Origin of the sequence: Microbacterium telephonicum (assembly GCF_003651225.1) — a bacterium.
GTDB lineage: Bacteria > Actinomycetota > Actinomycetes > Actinomycetales > Microbacteriaceae > Microbacterium > Microbacterium telephonicum.
On sequence record NZ_RCDB01000002.1, the window covers coordinates 230,629 to 248,517 of the forward strand.

The 17,889-nt window shown below is 73.6% G+C and carries 14 protein-coding genes; 6 read left to right on the top strand and 8 right to left on the bottom strand.

Annotated features, from left to right (window positions below; genetic code table 11):
• Positions 1-20 precede the first annotated feature (20 nt).
• A complete protein-coding gene (locus C7474_RS06070; protein ID WP_241965144.1) occupies positions 21-635 on the top strand; it encodes a YflT domain-containing protein in 615 nt (204 codons plus the stop codon).
• 5 nt (positions 636-640) lie between these two features.
• Positions 641-1,309 carry an alpha/beta hydrolase family protein gene (locus C7474_RS06075; protein WP_121059288.1) on the top strand — a complete coding sequence of 223 codons (669 nt, stop codon included), beginning with the start codon at positions 641-643 and terminating at the stop codon, positions 1,307-1,309.
• Here C7474_RS06075 and C7474_RS06080 read toward each other — a convergent pair.
• Genes C7474_RS06080 through C7474_RS06090 form a run of 3 tightly spaced genes read right to left on the bottom strand, consistent with a single transcriptional unit; the run spans position 1,291 to position 5,580 of the window.
• Complete coding sequence (locus tag C7474_RS06080) at positions 1,291-3,081, bottom strand: gamma-glutamyltransferase family protein (RefSeq protein ID WP_121058088.1); 1,791 nt, start codon at positions 3,079-3,081, stop codon at positions 1,291-1,293. The genes C7474_RS06075 and C7474_RS06080 overlap by 19 nt on opposite strands.
• A complete protein-coding gene (locus tag C7474_RS06085) occupies positions 3,078-4,493 on the bottom strand; it encodes an aminopeptidase P family protein (RefSeq protein ID WP_121058089.1) in 1,416 nt (471 codons plus the stop codon). Before C7474_RS06085 ends, C7474_RS06080 begins: the two co-directional genes overlap by 4 nt.
• 49 nt (positions 4,494-4,542) lie before the next feature.
• Complete coding sequence (locus C7474_RS06090; RefSeq protein ID WP_121058090.1) at positions 4,543-5,580, bottom strand: endonuclease/exonuclease/phosphatase family protein; 1,038 nt, start codon at positions 5,578-5,580, stop codon at positions 4,543-4,545.
• Positions 5,581-5,673: 93 nt separating this feature from the next.
• On the opposite strand from C7474_RS06090, the gene C7474_RS06095 reads away from it, so the two are divergent.
• Positions 5,674-6,549 carry a PHP domain-containing protein gene (locus C7474_RS06095; RefSeq protein WP_121058091.1) on the top strand — a complete coding sequence of 292 codons (876 nt, stop codon included), beginning with the start codon at positions 5,674-5,676 and terminating at the stop codon, positions 6,547-6,549.
• A gap of 32 nt (positions 6,550-6,581) precedes the next feature.
• On the opposite strand, the gene C7474_RS06100 is transcribed toward C7474_RS06095, so the two are convergent.
• Positions 6,582-6,998 (bottom strand): SHOCT domain-containing protein, encoded by a 417-nt coding sequence (locus C7474_RS06100; protein WP_121058092.1) that lies wholly within the window; start codon positions 6,996-6,998, stop codon positions 6,582-6,584.
• Positions 6,999-7,114: 116 nt separating this feature from the next.
• Positions 7,115-8,614, bottom strand: a complete 1,500-nt coding sequence (locus C7474_RS06105; protein WP_121058093.1) for a DEAD/DEAH box helicase — start codon at positions 8,612-8,614, stop codon at positions 7,115-7,117.
• Between the two features lie 143 nt (positions 8,615-8,757).
• Here C7474_RS06105 and C7474_RS06110 point away from each other — a divergent pair, with 143 nt between their 5' ends.
• Positions 8,758-9,474 carry a ferritin-like fold-containing protein gene (locus C7474_RS06110; protein WP_121058094.1) on the top strand — a complete coding sequence of 239 codons (717 nt, stop codon included), beginning with the start codon at positions 8,758-8,760 and terminating at the stop codon, positions 9,472-9,474.
• A 36-nt stretch (positions 9,475-9,510) separates the two neighbouring features.
• On the opposite strand, the gene C7474_RS06115 is transcribed toward C7474_RS06110, so the two are convergent.
• Both C7474_RS06115 and C7474_RS06120 read right to left on the bottom strand, forming a co-directional pair.
• Positions 9,511-9,801, bottom strand: coding sequence for a hypothetical protein (locus tag C7474_RS06115; protein ID WP_121058095.1), 291 nt, complete (start codon positions 9,799-9,801; stop codon positions 9,511-9,513).
• A 20-nt stretch (positions 9,802-9,821) separates the two neighbouring features.
• Positions 9,822-10,046, bottom strand: a complete 225-nt coding sequence (locus C7474_RS06120; protein WP_121058096.1) for a DUF3107 domain-containing protein — start codon at positions 10,044-10,046, stop codon at positions 9,822-9,824.
• Between the two features lie 105 nt (positions 10,047-10,151).
• Here C7474_RS06120 and C7474_RS06125 point away from each other — a divergent pair, with 105 nt between their 5' ends.
• A complete protein-coding gene (locus tag C7474_RS06125; protein WP_121058097.1) occupies positions 10,152-13,313 on the top strand; it encodes an ATP-dependent DNA helicase in 3,162 nt (1,053 codons plus the stop codon).
• A complete protein-coding gene (locus tag C7474_RS06130) occupies positions 13,310-16,570 on the top strand; it encodes an ATP-dependent DNA helicase (RefSeq protein ID WP_277870590.1) in 3,261 nt (1,086 codons plus the stop codon). Before C7474_RS06125 ends, C7474_RS06130 begins: the two co-directional genes overlap by 4 nt.
• A 15-nt stretch (positions 16,571-16,585) precedes the next feature.
• Here C7474_RS06130 and C7474_RS06135 read toward each other — a convergent pair whose 3' ends face one another.
• Positions 16,586-17,833 carry a phosphotransferase gene (locus tag C7474_RS06135; protein WP_121058098.1) on the bottom strand — a complete coding sequence of 416 codons (1,248 nt, stop codon included), beginning with the start codon at positions 17,831-17,833 and terminating at the stop codon, positions 16,586-16,588.
• Between the last annotated feature and the right edge of the window lie 56 nt (positions 17,834-17,889).

The following is a 17,889-nucleotide window of genomic DNA, read 5'->3' on the forward strand; positions in this document are numbered from 1 at the left end:
GGGCGTGACAGGATGGAGGGATGAGCATGATCGGCGGCGCACCCCAGGAGCACGGCGAGAAGATCGCGGACTTTCCGTCGTACCCGGCCGCGCAGAAGGCGGTCACGCGGCTGATCGAAGCCGACATCCCCGCGAAGGACATCGCGATCGTCGGCCGCGGCATCCGTTCGGTCGAGACGATCACCGGCCGCCTCGGCTACGGCGCTGCGGCACGCTCCGGCGCCATCAACGGCATCCTCCTCGGTCTGCTCTTCTCGGCCCTGTTCGTGCTGGGCACGCCGGGCGCCGCCGTTCAGCTGTTCGCGGGGGTCATGCTCGTGGGCATCGCCCTCGGCATGCTCATGAGCCTCATCGTCTATGCCTTCCTGCGTCGCAAGCGCGACTACAGCTCGATCACCCAGCTCATCGCCGACCACTACGAGGTCACCGTGCTGCCGCGTTCGATCCACCGCGCGCGCGAGGTCGTGGGAGGACGGGTCGGCCCCGCCGCCGCGGCGCCCGTCGCCGCCCCGCAGCAGACCCCGGCCCCCGCGCCGGCGCCCGCCCCGCAGCCGGCGCCGCCGCTGGATGCCGAGCCGCCGCGCTACGGCGAACGCATCGACCCGACTCCCGGCGACACCCCGCCCGCGTCGTGACCGGCATCCCGGTCGCGCTGCCCGCCGGCGAGGTCGTCGTCAGCTCGACGACCGACGTGCCCGCCGACCCCTGGGCTGTGCTCGCGCTCGCCCACGGCGCCGGGGCCGGGATGGACCACCCGTTCCTCGTCGGTTTCGCCGAGGTGGCGGCTGCCGAGGGCGTCGCGGTCGTGCGCTTCCAGTTCCCGTACGTCGAGGCGGGAAGGCGGATGCCGGGCCCCGCCGCCCATGCGGTGGCGACGTGGGCGGCTGTCGCCGACGACGTCGCCGAGCGCTTCCCGGGACTGCCGTTCGTGGCGTCCGGCAAGTCCTACGGCGGCCGGATGGCGTCGGTCGCGGCCGCCGACGGCGCGATCGATCCGACCGCGCTCGTCTACCTCGGCTACCCGCTGCATCCGCCCGGGAAGCCCGAGGCGCTGCGGGTCGCTCACTTGCCCGGGGTGCGCGCGCCGCAGCTGTTCGTCAGCGGCACGCGGGACCCGTTCGTCGACCCCGTCGCCGACCTCGAAGCGGCCGTCGCCTCGTGCGTCGACGCCGAGCTGGAATGGGTCGAGGGAGGCGGGCACTCGTTCGAGGTCGTCGGCAACAAGCGGCCGCCCGCGACGATCGGCGCCGCACTCGTGCCGACCGTCGCCGCGTGGCTGCGCGCGCGGATTCAGCGCCCTGCGGCGTAACCCGACATCCCGCGCGGGTTCGCGGCCGCCCAGAGCGTGCGCGTGTCGCGGTCGATCCCGACGGCGCACAGGCGGCCGAGCGACCACCCGCCGGCCACGGTGACATCGTGCCCGCGGGCCCGGAGGCCGTCGACGACGTCGGTGCCGAGCCGGTCCTCGACGACGACGCCGGCGGGCTCCCAGGTGCGGGGCCAGAACGAGTCGACGAGGGCGGTCGTGTGCAGGGTCGGGGCGTCGATCGCCTGCTGGGCCGTGTAGCCGCCGACGAGCATTCGCAGCAGCATCGGCAGCTGCCACTGGTCCTGCTGGTCGCCGCCGGGTGTCCCGAGAGCCATCACCGGAGCACCGCCCCGCAGCACGAGCGTCGGGCTCAGCGTCGTGCGCGGCCGGTGACCGGGGACGAGCGCGGAGGGCGCCGCATCGTCGAGCCACATCGCCTGCACGCGCGTGCCGAGGCAGAAGCCGAGTCCGGGAACCGTCGGCGACGACTGCAGCCAACCGCCCGACGGGGTCACGGCGATGATGTTGCCCCAGCGGTCGACGACGTCGATGTGGCACGTGTCACCGCGGGTCGCGCCGGTGCGCTCGACGGTCGGCTCACCGGTTCCCGCGGCCGCCGCCGGGCGCACCGAGCGCAGCGGCGGACGGAAGGGCACGGCGCCGCCGGGGGAGCCGGGCCGCCAATCACGCGACGCCGATTCCCCGACGAGGCGTCGACGCTCGGCGATGTAGGAGTCCGCCAGCAGGGCGGCGGGGTCGGCGCCGTCGCCGAAGTGCCCGTCGCGGTCGGCGAGGGCGAGTTTGAGCGTCTCCACGATCGTGTGCGCGCCTGCAGGCTGCGACGGATCGAGCAGGGCGTCGTCGTAGGCCTCCAGCATCCGCAGCGCCTGCAGCAGGATCGGCCCTTGCGTCCACGCCCCGGCCTTCGCGATCGTGTGGCCGCGGAAGTCGACCGTGACCGCATCCTCGTACCCGGCCTCGAAGGCGGCGACGTCGGCATCGGAGAGGACGGCGGCGTGGTCGGTGCCCGAGGAGTGCCGGTGCGGGCGGGCGAGGAAGGCGGTGGCCGCCGACAGCTCGGTGCGCCACGCCGAACGCGCGGCGTCGATCCGCTGCTCCCGTGTCGCGTGCTCGGATGCGGCGAAGGATGCGGCGTCGACCAGCCGCTCGAGCACGGCGGCGTAGGCCGGGTTGGGCACGAGGTCGCCGGCGGCCCGCGCCGTGCCGTCCGGTCGGAGCCACCGCTGCGCCGACGTTGGCCAGTGGTCGCGGAAGAGGCCCGCCACCTTCGCGATCGCGGCGGCCGCGGCGGGCAGCAGCGGGATGCCCTCGCGGGCGTGGAACCGCGCGGCATCCAGTACGTCGGACAGTTCGAGCGTGCCGTGATCGCGCAGCAGCACGAGCCACGCGTCGACGGCGCCCGGCACAGCCGCGGCGAGCCCGCCGGCGCCCGGGACGAGATCCAGTCCCTCGGCGCGGAAGTGCGCGATCGTCGCGGCGCGCGGAGCGGGGCCCTGACCCATCAACACCCGGGGGCCGTCGGCGTCCGCGGCGTGGAAGACACCGACCAGGTCGCCGCCGGGTCCGTTGAGGTGGGGTTCGGCCAGGTGCAGCACGAATCCGCCCGCCACGGCGGCGTCGAACGCGTTGCCGCCGCGCTCGAGGATCGCCTGCGCGGCGGCCGTCGCGCTCCAATGGGTGCTGGCTGCGGCGCCGAACGTGCCGGTGATCTGCGGGCGGGTGGTGAAGACGGGCGGCGCGGTGAAGGTCATGCCGGACGGCGGGCGATCCAGGCCTCGACCTCGTCGGCCGTGCGCGGGATGCCGGCCGACAGGTTGACGGGCCCGTCGGCGGTCATGAGCACGTCGTCCTCGATGCGCACGCCGATGCCGCGGTACTCCTCCGGAACGGTGAGGTCGTCGATCTGGAAGTACAGCCCCGGCTCGATCGTGAACACCATGCCGGGCTCCAGGACGCCGTCGTAGTACATCTCGCGGCGCGCCTGCGCGCAGTCGTGCACGTCGATGCCGAGGTGGTGGCTCGTGCCGTGCACCATGTAGCGGCGGTGCTGTCCGCCGCGGTCGGCGTCGAGGGCCTCGTCGGCCGTCACCGGCAGCAGACCCCACTCGGCGACCCGACGGGCGATGACCGTCATCGCGGCTTCGTGGATGCTGCGGAACGTCACTCCGGGGCGGGCCACCGCGAAGGCGGCGTCGGCGGCTTCGCGCACCGTCTCGTAGATCGTGCGCTGGATGGGGGTGAAGGTGCCCGACACGGGGAGGGTGCGGGTGATGTCGGCGGTGTAGAGGCTGTCGACCTCGACGCCCGCGTCGATGAGGATCAGGTCGCCCGGCACGACGGCGCCGTCGTTGCGCGTCCAGTGCAGGTAGCACGCGTGCGGACCGGAGGCGGCGATCGTGTCGTAGCCCTCGCCGTTGCCCTCGGTGCGGGCGCGGTGGTGGAACACGCCCTCGACGGCGCGCTCACCGCGCGGCGTGGCGATGATCCGCGGCAGGTCGGCGACGATGTCGTCGAACCCGCGCCCGGTGACCTCGACCGCGAGGCGCATCTGCGCGATCTCGTACTCGTCCTTGATGAGGCGCAGCTCGGAGACGACGCGCGTGAGGTCTTCGTCCACGTCCAGCACGAGGTCGTCGTGCCCGGCGACGAACGTGTCGACGTGCGCGGTGGCGAGGCCGAGCTCCGCCGCGACGCCGGCCAGCGACGGGCGCGGCCCGATCCAGAACTCGCCGATCGTCGCGTCGGCGTAGAACTCGCGGGTCGTGCGGTCGGCCCGCTCACGCAGGTACAGCGTCGCATCGTGGCCGTCGGCGCCGCCGCGCGGGTCGAGCACCAGCACCGAGTCGGGCACCGCGTCGGCGCCCCATCCGGTCAGGTGCGCGAAGGCGGAGTGGGCGCGGAAGGGGTAGTCGGTGTCGTTGGAGCGCTGCTTGTACCCGCCGGCCGGGAGCACGAGCCGGCGTCCGGGGAAGGCGGCCGAGAGGGCGTCGCGCCGTGCCGCGGCGTAGGGCGCCTCCTGTCGCGCCGGAGGCGGCGTGTCGGGACGCTCAGCCCAGCCGGTGGAGATGGTGTCGAGGAAGCCCTGCGGGAAGGGCTGCTTGCGGTTCGACGTCGAAGCCTGCTGCTCGGACTGCGCGATCGTGTCGCTCTCGCTCGTGCTCATGCGACCAGTCTTCCACCGGTGGGCGGCATCCGCGCCCTCGGGAGCCGTGTCAGCCCGTCGCGGAGCGCTCGAGCTGCACGACGAGGGGGCGATGGTCGCTGCCGGCGTCGTCGAGTCCGGAGAGCACGACCGAGCCGGTCGCCGTCCACGCGTCGGTCGCGAGTACGTGGTCGATGGGCGCCCCCAGCAGCTTCGGAACATCGGTGGGCCACGTGCCGACACCGCCGTTGCCCGTCGTCGAGGCCGCGTCGCGGCACCGGCCGAGGGTGCCGCCGTCGACGCCGAGCCGGTCCATGTGGTCGATCGTCGCGTTGAAGTCGCCCGCCATGACGACGTCGTCGGTGCCGCACTGGTCGGCGAGCCACTGCAGATCGCTCTGCCAGTCGTCCATCGCCTGCGGCCGTGGGGCGACGGCATGGGCGACGACGACGACCGGGCCGTCGCCGTCGACCGGCATCGCGACGACGCTCGGCAGGATCGCGGTGCCCGTGGTGCCGTCGGACGTCGATTGCACGACGGCGTAGTCGCCCAGCTCGGGGGAGATCAGCAGTGTCGTGGAGTTGGCCGCCCACTCCTCCCAGCCTTCGCGGTCCTGATAGCTCTCGTGGTGGGCCCACATCGGACTGCCGAGCTCACGCATCTCGACGGCGACCTGCGTGCCGGCCTCGATCGTGGTCTCCGGGAGGGCGACGACGTCGGCCTGCATCGCGACGGCGGCCTTCGCGATCGTCTCGGGGTCGGTCGCGGCGCCGGCGGTGTTCCACGTGAGCACGCGGATGCTGTCCTCGGTCTTGTCGGGGAGGGTGTCTGTTCCGGTGCCGCGCACGAGCAGGATCGTCCCGTTGGCACCCGCGGTGAGCAGGGCGATGAGCGCGATGGTCCCGGCGAACGCGCGCAGCGGTCGGGCCAAACACAGCAGCAGGAAGACGACCGCGATCGCGAGGGCCGCGACGGCGACGCCCGCGCGCAGCGACACGATCTGCGCGATCGGGGCGACGCGCTCGAGACGGAAGAACTGCGGCCAGGTGAGGATCGCGGCGCCGATCAGGGCTGCCAGGCTCAGCAGGATCCCGAACACGCGCCACACGGGTCCCAGGCTAGGCGAGCAGGCTGGGAGAACCCCGCCCGCCGGGACGTGCGCGCGCGACCGGTCGCCCCGGCGGGCGGTTACCCTCGGAACATGCCGAGCACCGCACCCCCGCCGCGTCGCGCCGCGGGACCGTGCGACCTGCACCTGCACTCCGACCATTCCGACGGCACCGAGCCGCCGGCCCAGGTGGTCGCCGCCGCGCACCGCAACGGCGTTCGCACGCTCGCCCTCACCGACCACGACACGACAGCGGGCTGGGCCGAGGCCGCAGAGGCGAGCGCCTCGCTCGGGATGACCTTCCTCCCGGGGATGGAGCTGTCGGCGCGGCACGAGTGGCGCAGCGTCCACGTGCTCGCGTACCTCTTCGACCCCGACGACGCCGGCATCCGCGCCCTCACCGACCGCATCCGCTCGTCACGGCTGACGCGTGCCCGCGAGATCGCCGACCGCATCGCCCGCGACTACGCGCTCGCCTGGGACGACATCCTCGCGCAGACGACGGTCGGCGCCACCGTCGGGCGTCCGCACATCGCCGACGCCCTCGTGGCCGCCGGGATCGTCGCCGACCGGGGCGAGGCGTTCGCCGGCATCCTGCATCCGTCCGGCGGATATTACGTCGACCTGTACGCACCCGACCCGGTCACCGCCGTCGGGGCGATCGCCGACGCCGGGGGAGTGCCGATCATCGCCCACCCCGCCGGTCGCGCCGGCATCCTGCCGCGGCCGCTGCTGCGGCGGATGCTGGATGCGGGGCTGGCCGGGTTCGAGCTCGGGCATCGGGAGAACCGGCCCGACCAGGTCGCCGTGCTGGCAGAGCTCGTGCGTGAGCGGAACCTCATCGTCACCGGATCCAGCGACTACCACGGTGCGGGCAAACCCAACCTGCCGGGCGAGCACACGACCGATCCCGCGATGGTGGAGCGCATCATCGCCGCGGCACGCGGCAGCGCCCCCGTCTTCCCCTGAGGGGCCGGCGGGGGCGCTGCGTGCGGATCAGGTCAGGTGAGCGCCTTGGCCTTGATCGCCTCGTACTCGGCCTGCGTGATCGTGCCGGCGTCGAGGAGGCCCTTCGCCTTCGCGATCTCGTCGGACGGGCTCGTGCCGGCGACCTGCTTGATGTAGTCGTCCTGCGCGGACTTGTACTGCTGCGCCTGCGCGGCCGCGCGCTGCCCCATGCCGCCGCCGCGGGCGACGAGGTAGACGAGCGCGGTGATGATCGGGAAGAAGATCAGGAAGAAGATCCAGACCGCCTTCCAGCCGCCGCTGAGCTTGTGGTCGCGGAAGAGGTCGCCGATGATCGCGAACAGCGCGAACAGGTAGGAGACGAAGACGAATGCCCACAGGAACCACCAGATGAGGTCCCAGAACGATCCCCAGAAGCCCTGGTATTCGACGGTCGCGTCGATGAATCGCACGTGTGTGCCTTTCTCGGAAGAAAGCGCGGGAACACCCGCACCTTGCACAGTAGCGAGGTCGGGGGTCCTGCGGCCAGCGTGACGCGATATGTCGTCCCGGGCGGGTGAGACTGCGCTCAGGCTCCCGTAGGAGCGCCCGACCCGGTGCCGCGGCGACGGCGACGGCGACGGCGCGCCGGGGCGGGCTTGCCGTCGTGGTGCTCGGATCCGGCGCCGTCGTGCGTGCCGGCGCCGTCGTCGGCGCGGTCGGCGGAGTCGGTGCCCTTGCCCTCCGGGACCGCGGGCTCGGCGCCCTCGGCGAAGCTGGTGCCGACCTTCGCGGCGTTCGAGCGGCGACGCCGACGGCGGGTGCCGCCCTCACGGGCTCCGTCCTCGGCGGCATCCGCGGCGCGCTCGGTGCGCGGGACGCGCACCGTCTCGGTCTTGGGCGCCTTGGCGATGCGGCCCTTCGTCCCCGCCGGGATGTCGAGGTCGCTGTAGAGGTGCGGGCTCGACGAGTAGGTCTCGACCGGCTCCGGCTGGCCGAACTCGAGGGCGCGGTTGATGAGAGCCCACTTGTGCAGGTCCTCCCAGTCGACGAAGGTGACCGCGATACCGGTCTTGCCGGCACGGCCGGTGCGGCCGGCGCGGTGCAGGTAGGTCTTCTCGTCGTCGGGGATGGTGTGGTTGATGACGTGCGTGACGTCGTTGACGTCGATGCCGCGGGCGGCGACGTCGGTCGCGATCAGCACATCCTTCTTGCCCGCCTTGAACCCGGCCATCGAACGCTCGCGCGCCTCCTGGCTCATGTCGCCGTGGACGGCGCCGGCGTTGAAGCCGCGGTCGTTGAGCTCGTCGACGAGCTTCTGGGCGGCGCGCTTCGTGCGCGTGAAGATGACGGTCTTGCCCCGGCCCTCGGCCTGCAGGATGCGGGCGATGACCTCGTCCTTGTCGAGCGAGTGCGCGCGGTAGACGAGGTGCTTGATGTTGGCCTGTGTGAGCCCCTCGTCGGGGTCACTGGCGCGCATGTGGATGGGGTTGGTCATGAACCGTCGCGCGAGGGCGACGATGGGACCGGGCATGGTCGCCGAGAACAGCTGCGTGTGACGGACGGCCGGCACCTTCGAGAAGATCTTCTCGATGTCGGCGAGGAAGCCCAGATCGAGCATCTTGTCGGCCTCGTCGAGCACGACCTCGGTCGCGTTGGACAGGTCGAGCAGGCGCTGGTTGTTGAGGTCGATGAGGCGTCCCGGCGTGCCGACGACGATCTGCGCGCCCGCCTTCAGCTGGTCGATCTGCCCCTCGTAGGCCTTGCCGCCGTAGATGGCGACGACGCTCGTGGAGCGGTTCGAGGTCAGCATGTCCATGTCTTCGTACACCTGCACCGCGAGCTCGCGCGTGGGGACGACGATGAGGGCCTTCACGCCCGGTGCCGGGTCGAGGCCGAGGCGCTGCACGACCGGGATGCCGAAGCCGAAGGTCTTGCCGGTGCCGGTCTTGGCCTGGCCGATGATGTCCTGTCCGGGAAGGCCCAGCGGGATGGTCTGCTCCTGGATCGGGAACGCGTCCACGATGCCCTTGGCGGAGAGGGCGTCGACGATGTCCTGGTCGACGCCGAGTTCGACGAATGTCGTCACGGTTTCATGCCTGTCTGGCGGTGCGATGCCGCCGGTGAGTGAGTCCACGCCCTTCGCTCAGCCACAGGCGCGGTGGTCCCGATCCGACGCCGGGACCGGTCCAGCCTACCGGAGCCGTACGTCCCCGCCCTTAGGCTGTACGCGTGGTCACGTGGTTCTGGCAGCGCAGGCGCCCCGCCGAGCGGACGCTCAAGGTGCGTTCGCGCGGCGACTACGGAGATGTGCAGCGCGTCGACTTCGCGGAGCTCGCACCCGACATCGACACGTTCCTCGGGCAGGCCGCGTACCTGCAGCTGGGGTACTTCGAGACGCTGAGCGCACTCATCGCGCCGACACCGGGGCTCGGCGACAAGGAGTCGATCTCTCGCGCCGCCGCCGCGGCCCTCGACAAGCACCAGTCGCTGGTCGCGCTGATCCGCGATCGCGGTGACGACGCGCTGGAGGTCATGCTCCCGTTCCGAGAGCCGCTGGACGCCTTCCGCCGCGCGACCCACGGTGCCCGGCCGCTGGAGACGATGCTGTCGGTGCACCTCACGGCAGGGATGCTCGACGACTTCTACCTCGCGCTGTCGGCCAGCTACGCCTCGACGGGATCGCGGGTCGCCGCGATCCTGGGGCGCAGCGACAACCGGCAGGCGCTCGCGGCGATCCTGACGGACGCGATCGAGGCCGACGCGCAGTGGCGGTCGCTGCTGTCGCTGTGGGGCAGGCGACTGGTCGGAGACACGCTGCTGATCGCGCGCGGCGCGCTGCGCCCGCACGCGCTGGACGCCGCCGAGGAGAAGCGGGTGGAACCCGTGTTCACGCAGCTGCTGGCAGCCCACGCCCGACGGATGTCGGAACTGGGACTCGACGCGTGACGGTCGCGGGCGGTGCTGCCGCCCGGTGGGGTGCCGTCAGGCGATGCCGAGGCGGATGCGCTCGCGCGCGTCGTGTGCCGCGCGCGTGCGGGTGAGCACGGCGAGCACGGCCGGGACCACCGCGAACGGGGCGACGAAGGAGACGAGCCACAGCAGCGGGTCGAGCGTCGTCAGCCCCGCCCACGTGAGACCGAGCCACACGAGGCCGCCGACGGCCGCGCCGAGGATCGGCGCGAGCGCGGCGCCGCGGGAGGAGCGGCCCGGCATCAGGAAGTGGAACACGCCGCCCGCGGCGGCGCCCACGACCAGGGCGATGATGATGTCCACGAGGGCTCTCGGGCGCCCGGTCAGGCGACGAAGCCGACGCGGCGCGTGTGGTCGGTGCCGACCTCCACGAACGCGATGCCGGCGCTGGGGACGATGTAGGTGCTGCCCTTGCTGTCGACGAAGGACACGAACGCGGCCTTCGACTCCAGCGCGGCGGCCACATCCTTGCGGATCGACTCGGCGGTCTCGTCCGACTCGAAGCTCAGCTCGCGGGCGGTGTTGGTGATGCCGATGCGGATCTCCACGATGCGACTGCCTTTCCGGGCCGGTCCGACGGCCCACGACGAGCCTACGACACCCCGAGGGCCCGGGACGCGTCGGTGTCGGCGACGGCGGCTACCGTGAAAGGCGTGCCGCATCCCCCCGCCCCTCCGACGCCGGGCGCACCCGTCCTCGACGCCGACCAGAGTCGTGTCGTCGCCCTGCCCGTCGACGCGTCGGCGGTCGTCGTCGGCGCGCCGGGAAGCGGGAAGACCCGCACGATCATCGCCCGTGTCGACGCCCTCGCAGCGGCGGGGGTGCCCGTCGACGACGTCATAGTGCTCACCCCCACCCGACAGGCGGCGACGGCGCTGCGTGACCGGCTCGCGGTGGCCGTCGGAGTGGCGACGGCGGGGCCGCTGGCGAAGTCGGTCGCCGCCCTGGCCTTCCAGATCGTGCGTGCCGCCGTCGTGCACGCCGGCGGTGAGCCGCCGCAGCTGCTGACCGGACCGGACGAGGACCGCATCGTGCAGGACCTGCTCGACGGTGACGCGGCCGACGACCTCGCCGGTCGTGGCCGGTGGCCGCACTGGCTGCCCGCCGACGTGCGCGCCACGAAGGGGTTCCGCACCGAGGTGCGCGCGTTCCTCGCCGAGGCGACGGCGCTGGGACTGGACCCCGCGGCGCTCTCGGCGCGCGCCGCACGCCAGCGGGTGGAGGTCTGGACGGCACTGGCGTCGTTCGCCGGCGAGTACCACGACGTGCGCGGCGCGTTGCGCGGCGCCCACCGGGATGCGGCGGGACTCGTGCGCGAGGCGGTCGCACTGCTGCGGGCGCTCCCCGCCGACGCGCCGCAGCTCGGCGCGCTGGCGTCATTGCGCTGCGTGCTGGTCGACGACGCGCAGGAGCTCACGCTGGGCGGCGTCGAACTGCTCGAGGCGTTGCGCGCCCGGGGTGTCGCGGTGCTCGCGTGCGGCGACCCCGATGTGAGCTCGGGCGCGTTCCGCGGTGCCACCGCCGAGAACTTCGCGCGACTGGCCACCGGGCTCCCCGTCCACGTGCTGGGCGGCTCCCACCGCGGCACGCCCGCGCAGCGCGCCCTGCTGTCGCAGGTGACCTCCCGCATCGGCGCGGTCGGGGTCGTCGCCCATCGCGCCGCCCCGGCGGATGCCGAGCCCGACGGATCGGTCGTCGCACACGCGTTGCGCTCCCCGGCGGAGGAGTACGACACGATCGCGCGGCTGCTGCGCGAACGGCACATCCACGACGGGGTGCCGTGGTCGTCGTGCGCGGTGATCGCGCACGACGCGCGACAGGTCGCCGCCCTCGAGGCGGAGCTGGGCGCGCGGGAGGTTCCGACGGGCGCGACCGGTCCCACCCGCGCCCTCGCCGCCGTGCGCGCCGTACGCGATCTGCTGCGTGTCGTCGACCTCGCCGGACGGGGAGACTGGGACGCCGACGACGCCGTCGACCTGCTCTTGGGCGCCGGATTCGACCCGATCGAGCTGCGGCGCCTGCGTGCCGCGCTCCGCCAGCGCGCGCTGGCCGACGCCGAGGCTGCCGCTCCCGCGGCACCCGCCGACGGGGAAGCGGCACCGCCGGTCCCGTCGGCGCGGGAGCTGCTCGTCTCGGCGCTGCGTCATCCGCTGGAGTTCACCGTGCTCGACACGCGCGAGGGCAGGCGTGCGGCACGCGTCGCCGAGACGATCGGCACCGTGGCCGACCAGATCGTCGCGGGGGCGACGGCGCACGAACTGCTGTGGACGGTGTGGGAGCGCTCGGGCCGCGAGCGCGCGTGGGAGATCGCGGCGCGGGGGCACGGTCCCCTCGCCGCGCAGGCGTCCCGCGACCTCGACGCCGTCGTCGCGCTGTTCCAGGCGGCCAAGCGCCACGGCGAACGGGATGACGGCACCGCTCCGCTCGCCTTCCTGCGCGGTGTGCTCGACGCCGACGTCGCCGAAGACCGGCTGAGCGCGCCGGTGCCGTCGGCCGCGGTACAGCTCATGACCCCCGCCGGAGCGCTGGGCACCGAGTTCGACACCGTCGTGATCGCGGGCGTGCAGGACGGCGTGTGGCCGAACCTCCGGGCGCGCGGGTCGCTGCTGGAGACGTGGCGTCTCGCCGAGGCGGAGGATGCCGACCCCGCCGCCGTCGACCGCCGCCGCGGGGTGCTCCACGACGAGCTGCGGCTGTTCGCCCGCGCCGTGTCGCGCGCGTCAGGGCGGCTGATCGTCACGGCGGTCGACGACGACGACACCGGCCCGAGTGCGCTGTTCGACCTGCTGCCGCCCGCCCAGCCCGCTCCCGCCGCGGCCGAGCATCCGCTGACGCTGCGCGGACTGGTCGCCCTCCACCGCCGCACCCTCACCTCCGAGAGCCCGCGACAGAGGCGCGCGGTCGCCGCCGGTCAGCTCGCCGTGCTCGCGGCGGCCGGCGTGCCCGGCGCTGATCCGGCCGAGTGGTACGGGATGGCCGAGATCACGTCGCGGGCTCCGCTGCGCGACCTCGCCGTCGACGACGTGCGCGTGTCGCCGTCGCGTCTGCACGCGGTGGAGGAGTGCGCCCTCAACTGGGTCGTCACCGACCTGGGCGGAGCGCAGTCGAGCACGACCGCCGGGCTCGGCACCATCCTGCACGCCGCCATGGAGACCGCGCAGGATGCGGACGTCGAGCGGCTGTGGCACAGCGTCGAGCAGCGGTGGGGCGAACTCGACTTCGACGCCGCGTGGATCGAGCGCAGCGAGCGGGCCCGTGCGCGCGACCTCGTCGAGCGCATCGCCGCGTACCTGCGCGACACCGAGCGCGCGCACATCGAGGTCGTCTCGGCCGAACCGCACTTCGAGGTGCGCCTGCCGATCGCCGACGCGCCGCCGCCGGCCGGCGACGACGCCGCACCGCACGGGATCGTGCTGTCCGGCTACATCGACCGTGTCGAACGCCATCCCGACGGTCGCGTCGTGATCGTCGACCTGAAGACCGGGCGCTCCGAGAAGACCAGCGCCGCCGCGATCGCCGTGCATCCTCAGCTCGCGGCGTACCAGCTCGCCTTCGAGCGTGCGGGCATCGCCGTGGGCCTCCCCGGGGGCGCGATGCTGCTCGTCCTCAAGAGCGCGGGCGACAAGCCGTACCTCACCGCGCTGCAGCAGCCGTTCGACGACGCGACCCGCGACGCGTTCCTCGCACGCCTCGACACGGCGGCGACCGTCATGCGAGGCGACCGGTTCCTCGCGCCGTACGAGGCCCACTGCCGTGACGACCACACGTACGGCGTGTGCCGCATCCACACCGTCGGGGCGGTGAGCTCGGCGTGAGTGCACCGCAGACCCCCGCCGAGGTGCGGTCCGTGTCGCCGGAGGCGATCGCGGCGGCGCTCGGACAGTTCCCGCCCACGCCCGAGCAGTCCGCGGTGATCTCCGCGCCGCTGACGCCGGCGCTCGTCGTCGCGGGTGCCGGCAGCGGCAAGACCGAGACGATGGCCGGTCGGGTCGTGTGGCTCGTGGCCAACGGCCTCGTGGCCCGCGACGAGGTGCTCGGGCTCACCTTCACCCGCAAGGCGGCGGGGGAGCTCACCGAGCGGATCCACCGCCGGCTGCGGCGCCTGGCCGAGTTCGAGGCCCGCGGGCTGGTTCCGCATCTCGCTGCGCTGCACGCGGCCGGCGCGCTGGACGTGTTCGCCCGGCTCGAACGCGAGGGTGGTTCCGACGCGGCGCGCCGCGCGGCGCTCGACGAGCTGGCGGCGTCGCTCGGTGCTGCGCCCCGGGCCGCGGCCGACGACCTGCTCGATCGCCCCACCGTTTCGACGTACAACAGCTTCGCCGACACGATCGTGCGGGAGAACGCCGTGCGCATCGGCCGCGACCCGGAGGCGGCGGTGCTGACCGAGAGCGCCGCCTGGCTGCTGATGCGCCGCGTCGTGCTCGCCTCCGACGACCCCCGCCTCGAGCAGCGCGCGGAACGACCCTCGACCATCATCGACGCCGCGCTGCGCCTGGCACGCGACAGCGTCGACAACCTCGCCGACCTCGACGCCCTCGACCGGTTCGCGGAGCGCTTCGCCGGGGTCGCGGAGCGCCCGTCGACGAACGCCCGTCACCCGCAGCTGGCCGACATCACGGCGGTCGCCGAGAAGGTCGGCGGGCTCGCCGTGCTCACCGGCTTCGCCCGCGAGTACCGGCGCCAGAAGCAGCGGCTGGGTCTCATCGACTTCGCCGACCAGGTCGCCGGTGCGCTCGAGGTCGTCCGCAGCCACGAGAGCGTCGCGGCGGAGCTGCGTGCGCGCTACCGCGTCGTGCTCCTCGACGAGTATCAAGACACGTCCGTCGTGCAGACCGGTCTGCTCGCGGAGCTGTTCCGCGACACCGGCGTCATGGCCGTCGGCGACCCGCACCAGTCCATCTACGGATGGCGCGGGGCGAGCGCGGGCAACCTCGGCGACTTCGCACGCGCCTTCGCGCCCGCGGGGGAGTCCGCCCGGTTCACGCTCCTGACGAGCTGGCGCAACGCGACCCGCATCCTCGACGCCGCCAACGCGGTCCTCGCTCCGCTCGCGGCGAGTTCGCCGGTGCCGGTCGCCGAACTGCGCGCCCGTCCCGACGCCCCCGCCGGACGTGTCGAGGTGCGCTCGGGCCGTGACGTGGATGCCGAGGCGGATGCCGTCGCCGACTGGTTCGCGCAGGTGCGCACCGAACGTGCCCGCGCGCAGCGCACCACGACCGGTGCCCTGCTGTTCCGCAGCAAGAAACACATGGTCGCCTTCGCCGACGCCCTCGGGCGGCGCGGCATCCCGCATCGCATCCTGGGGCTCGGCGGTCTGCTGTCGACACCGGAGGTGGTCGACGTGGTCTCGGCCCTGCGGGTCGTGAGCGACCCGCAAGCCGGCTCCGCGCTGATCCGTCTGCTCGCCGGGCCGCGCTGGGGCGTGGGCCTGGCAGACCTGCGCGCCCTGGAACAGCTCTCCCGCAAGCTCGGCGAGGAGGAGGGTGCCTCCCTCGTCGACGCGCTCGACGTGCTGCCCCGGCTCGACGACGCGCACGGACTCCTCGCCGGATTCACCCCGGCCGCCCTGGAGCGGCTGCGCGAGGCGGCGGGCGTGTTCGCGGGGCTGCGTCGCGCGGCGGGTCTTCCCATCCCGGAGCTCGTGCGGCTCGTCGAGCACGAGCTGCGTCTGGACATCGAGCTCGCCGCGAACGAGACACGCGGACCCGCGCGCATCGCCCACGCGCAGTTGCGCGCCTTCGTCGACGAACTGCAGGGCTTCCTCGCGACCGATGAGAGCGGGTCGCTGCCGGCCCTGCTGGCGTGGCTCGACCGGGCCGAGCAGCTCGACGAGTTCGCCCCCCGCACGGAGCCTCCCGAGGAGGATGTGGTCCAGCTCCTCACGATCCACGGCTCGAAGGGGCTCGAGTGGGACGCCGTCGCCATCGTGCGCGCCGTCGACGGGGAGCTTCCGTCGGCGCTGCGCGACGGTCAGGGCTGGCTGGGGTTCGGCGCGCTGCCCTACCCGTTCCGCGGCGACGAGGCCTGGTTGCCCGTGCTGCACTGGGGGGCCGACGACGCACCGTCGCAACAGCAGTTGAAGACCCGCATCGGCGACTTCAAGGACGGCGTCCGCGCCCGCCACCTCGAGGAGGAACGGCGCCTCGCCTACGTCGCCGTCACCCGCGCGCGGGAGCATCTGCTGCTGAGCACGGCGCCGTGGTCGGGGACCGTCAAGCCGCGGACGGCGGGCGCCTTCCTCCGCGAGATCGACGAGGCCCTCGCCCTCGGCGTCGACCTCGACGCCGAGCCCGGTGAGAACCCGTATCTCGACACCCGCCGCTACCTCTCCTGGCCGCTCGACCCGCTCGGTGCGCGGCGTCCGGCCGTGGCGGCGGCGGCATCCGCGGTGCAGTCGGCCATGGCGGGCGATCCCGCCGAGCCCGCGCGCGACCTCGTGCTGCTGCTCGCGGAGCGCGACGAGCGTCGCGACGGCCCGTCGGACCTGGCCCCGGTACGCATCCCCGCCTCCCGCTACAAGGAGTTCGCCGCCGACTACGCGGCGGCCGCCGCGGCGACCAGCCGCCCGCTGCCGGAGCGACCGTACCGGCAGACGCGGCTCGGCACACTGTTCCACGCCTGGGTGGAACAGCGCTCCGGCCTCGTGGGAGCCGGTGCGGCGCTGGACGACGCCCTCTGGGAGAGCGACGAGGAGAGCGGGGCGGCATCGGCCGACGCCGCCGACCTCGCCCGGCTGCAGGCGAACTTCCTGGCCTCGGAGTGGGCGCACCGCCGACCGATCGCCGTGGAGACCGAGATCGACTTCGCCGCCCCCGACCTGTTCGGCGACGGCCGGGACCATGTCGTGATCTGCAAGCTCGACGCGGTGTACCGCCGGGAGGACCGCGGCGGGCGCATCGAGATCGTCGACTGGAAGACGGGGCGCTCCCCGCGCACCGCAGCCGAACGGGCCGAGCGGATGCTGCAGCTGGAGCTGTACCGCCGCGCGTACCACGTGAAGCACGCCGTCCCGCTCGACGAGATCGACGTCGTGCTGTACTACGTCGCGGACGGCACGGTGCTGCGCGGCTGAACCGCGGGCGTTCGGTCAGTCGGTGCCGGTCCAGCGCCGCATCGCGTTGCGTGCGGCGGAGTCGATGTCGGGTTCGGCGTCGAGATCGGCCGCCGAGGCGGGCTCGGCATCCTTTCCGGACCACAGCGAGAACTCCAGCGGCTCCGTCGCCTCGCCCGGCGCCGCGACACCGGTGCGGGTCTGGTTCAACGCCTCGATCTCCTCCGTCGAGAACAGGCCCAGACGCTCGGGGTCGTAGGTGTCGGTCTGCATCGAGGTGTCGACGGCGTCGGTGCCTGTGCTGACGCGGCCCAGCACGGCCATCGCATCGGAGACGCTCACCGTCTCGCGCCCCAGCGGCGGTTCGTCGCGCACACTGTCGGCGAGGGATTCGAGCAGCGCGACCGCGTCGTCGACGACCGAGGCGGTGCCGGCATCGTGGCCGTGCACGAGCCACGCGGCGAACTCCAGCTCGGCGTGCAGGCGTGCGCGCTCGGCGAGCATCGTGTCGGTGGCCCGGTGCGCGCGGGCGCTGTAGGCGGCGAGCACGTCGTCGCGGGCGGCGGGGGCCGAGGCGAGCCAGCGCAGGTCCTGCGCGGGATCTCCGACGCCCAGGCCCGACCACGACAGCAGCCCCGAGACGCGCGGGATGCCGTGCACGTCGTCGCTCAGCAGGAACGACGACGGGTCGGCCCCGCCGAGGGTGACGGTCGTCTCGAAACGCCACAGCGCCTCGGTTCCGATCGCGGTGCTCCAACGGCGCAGCAGCCCGAAGGGCAGACGTTCGGTGGCCTCGGCACGGTCGAGCAGTCGTTCTGCTTCGTCGCGCACCTGCGCGGCGGTGCGCACGGGCAGGCCGGCGTCGCGCACGACCGACGTCGGCAGCGCGTGCACCGCGGCGAGGGCGTCGGCCAGCGCCGTGGCCACGCCGGGCCCGGCGGGGACGTGTCCCGCGTCGACGCGGTAGCCGGGCAGGAAGCTCTGCACGAGCGCGGGCGAACGCTTCAGCGTCGCGCGGCCCAGCACATCGGGCGCCGCGAACGGCAGCACGCCGCGCACGCCGGCAGACAGCGCGGCGAGGGCGCGCGCGTCGCCGGCGAGGTCGTCGGCGGCTTCGGCATCCACGGCCACGCGCACGACGACCTGCCTCCCGTCGCCGAGTGTCGCGATCGCGCTGTCGTAGCGACCCGACATGCCCTCGGTGAGTTCGGCCACCCGCACGACCTCGGTGCGGGGAAGGGCCGACGTCACCGCGGCGGCTAGAGTGAGGGGAGAGCGTGCCATGCCCCCAGGGTAGGTCGCTCCCGCGCCGGCTCCGCCGCGCCACGCCCGGCAAGGAA

What these genes read in the sequence shown, in the direction of transcription:
- C7474_RS06070 (WP_241965144.1), top strand. Translation starts at nt 21, where the DNA reads ATGAGCATGATCGGCGGCGCACCCCAGGAGCACGGCGAGAAGATCGCG.
- C7474_RS06080 (WP_121058088.1), bottom strand. Translation starts at nt 3,081, where the DNA reads ATGACCTTCACCGCGCCGCCCGTCTTCACCACCCGCCCGCAGATCACC.
- C7474_RS06085 (WP_121058089.1), bottom strand. Translation starts at nt 4,493, where the DNA reads ATGAGCACGAGCGAGAGCGACACGATCGCGCAGTCCGAGCAGCAGGCT.
- C7474_RS06095 (WP_121058091.1), top strand. Translation starts at nt 5,674, where the DNA reads ATGCCGAGCACCGCACCCCCGCCGCGTCGCGCCGCGGGACCGTGCGAC.
- C7474_RS06135 (WP_121058098.1), bottom strand. Translation starts at nt 17,833, where the DNA reads ATGGCACGCTCTCCCCTCACTCTAGCCGCCGCGGTGACGTCGGCCCTT.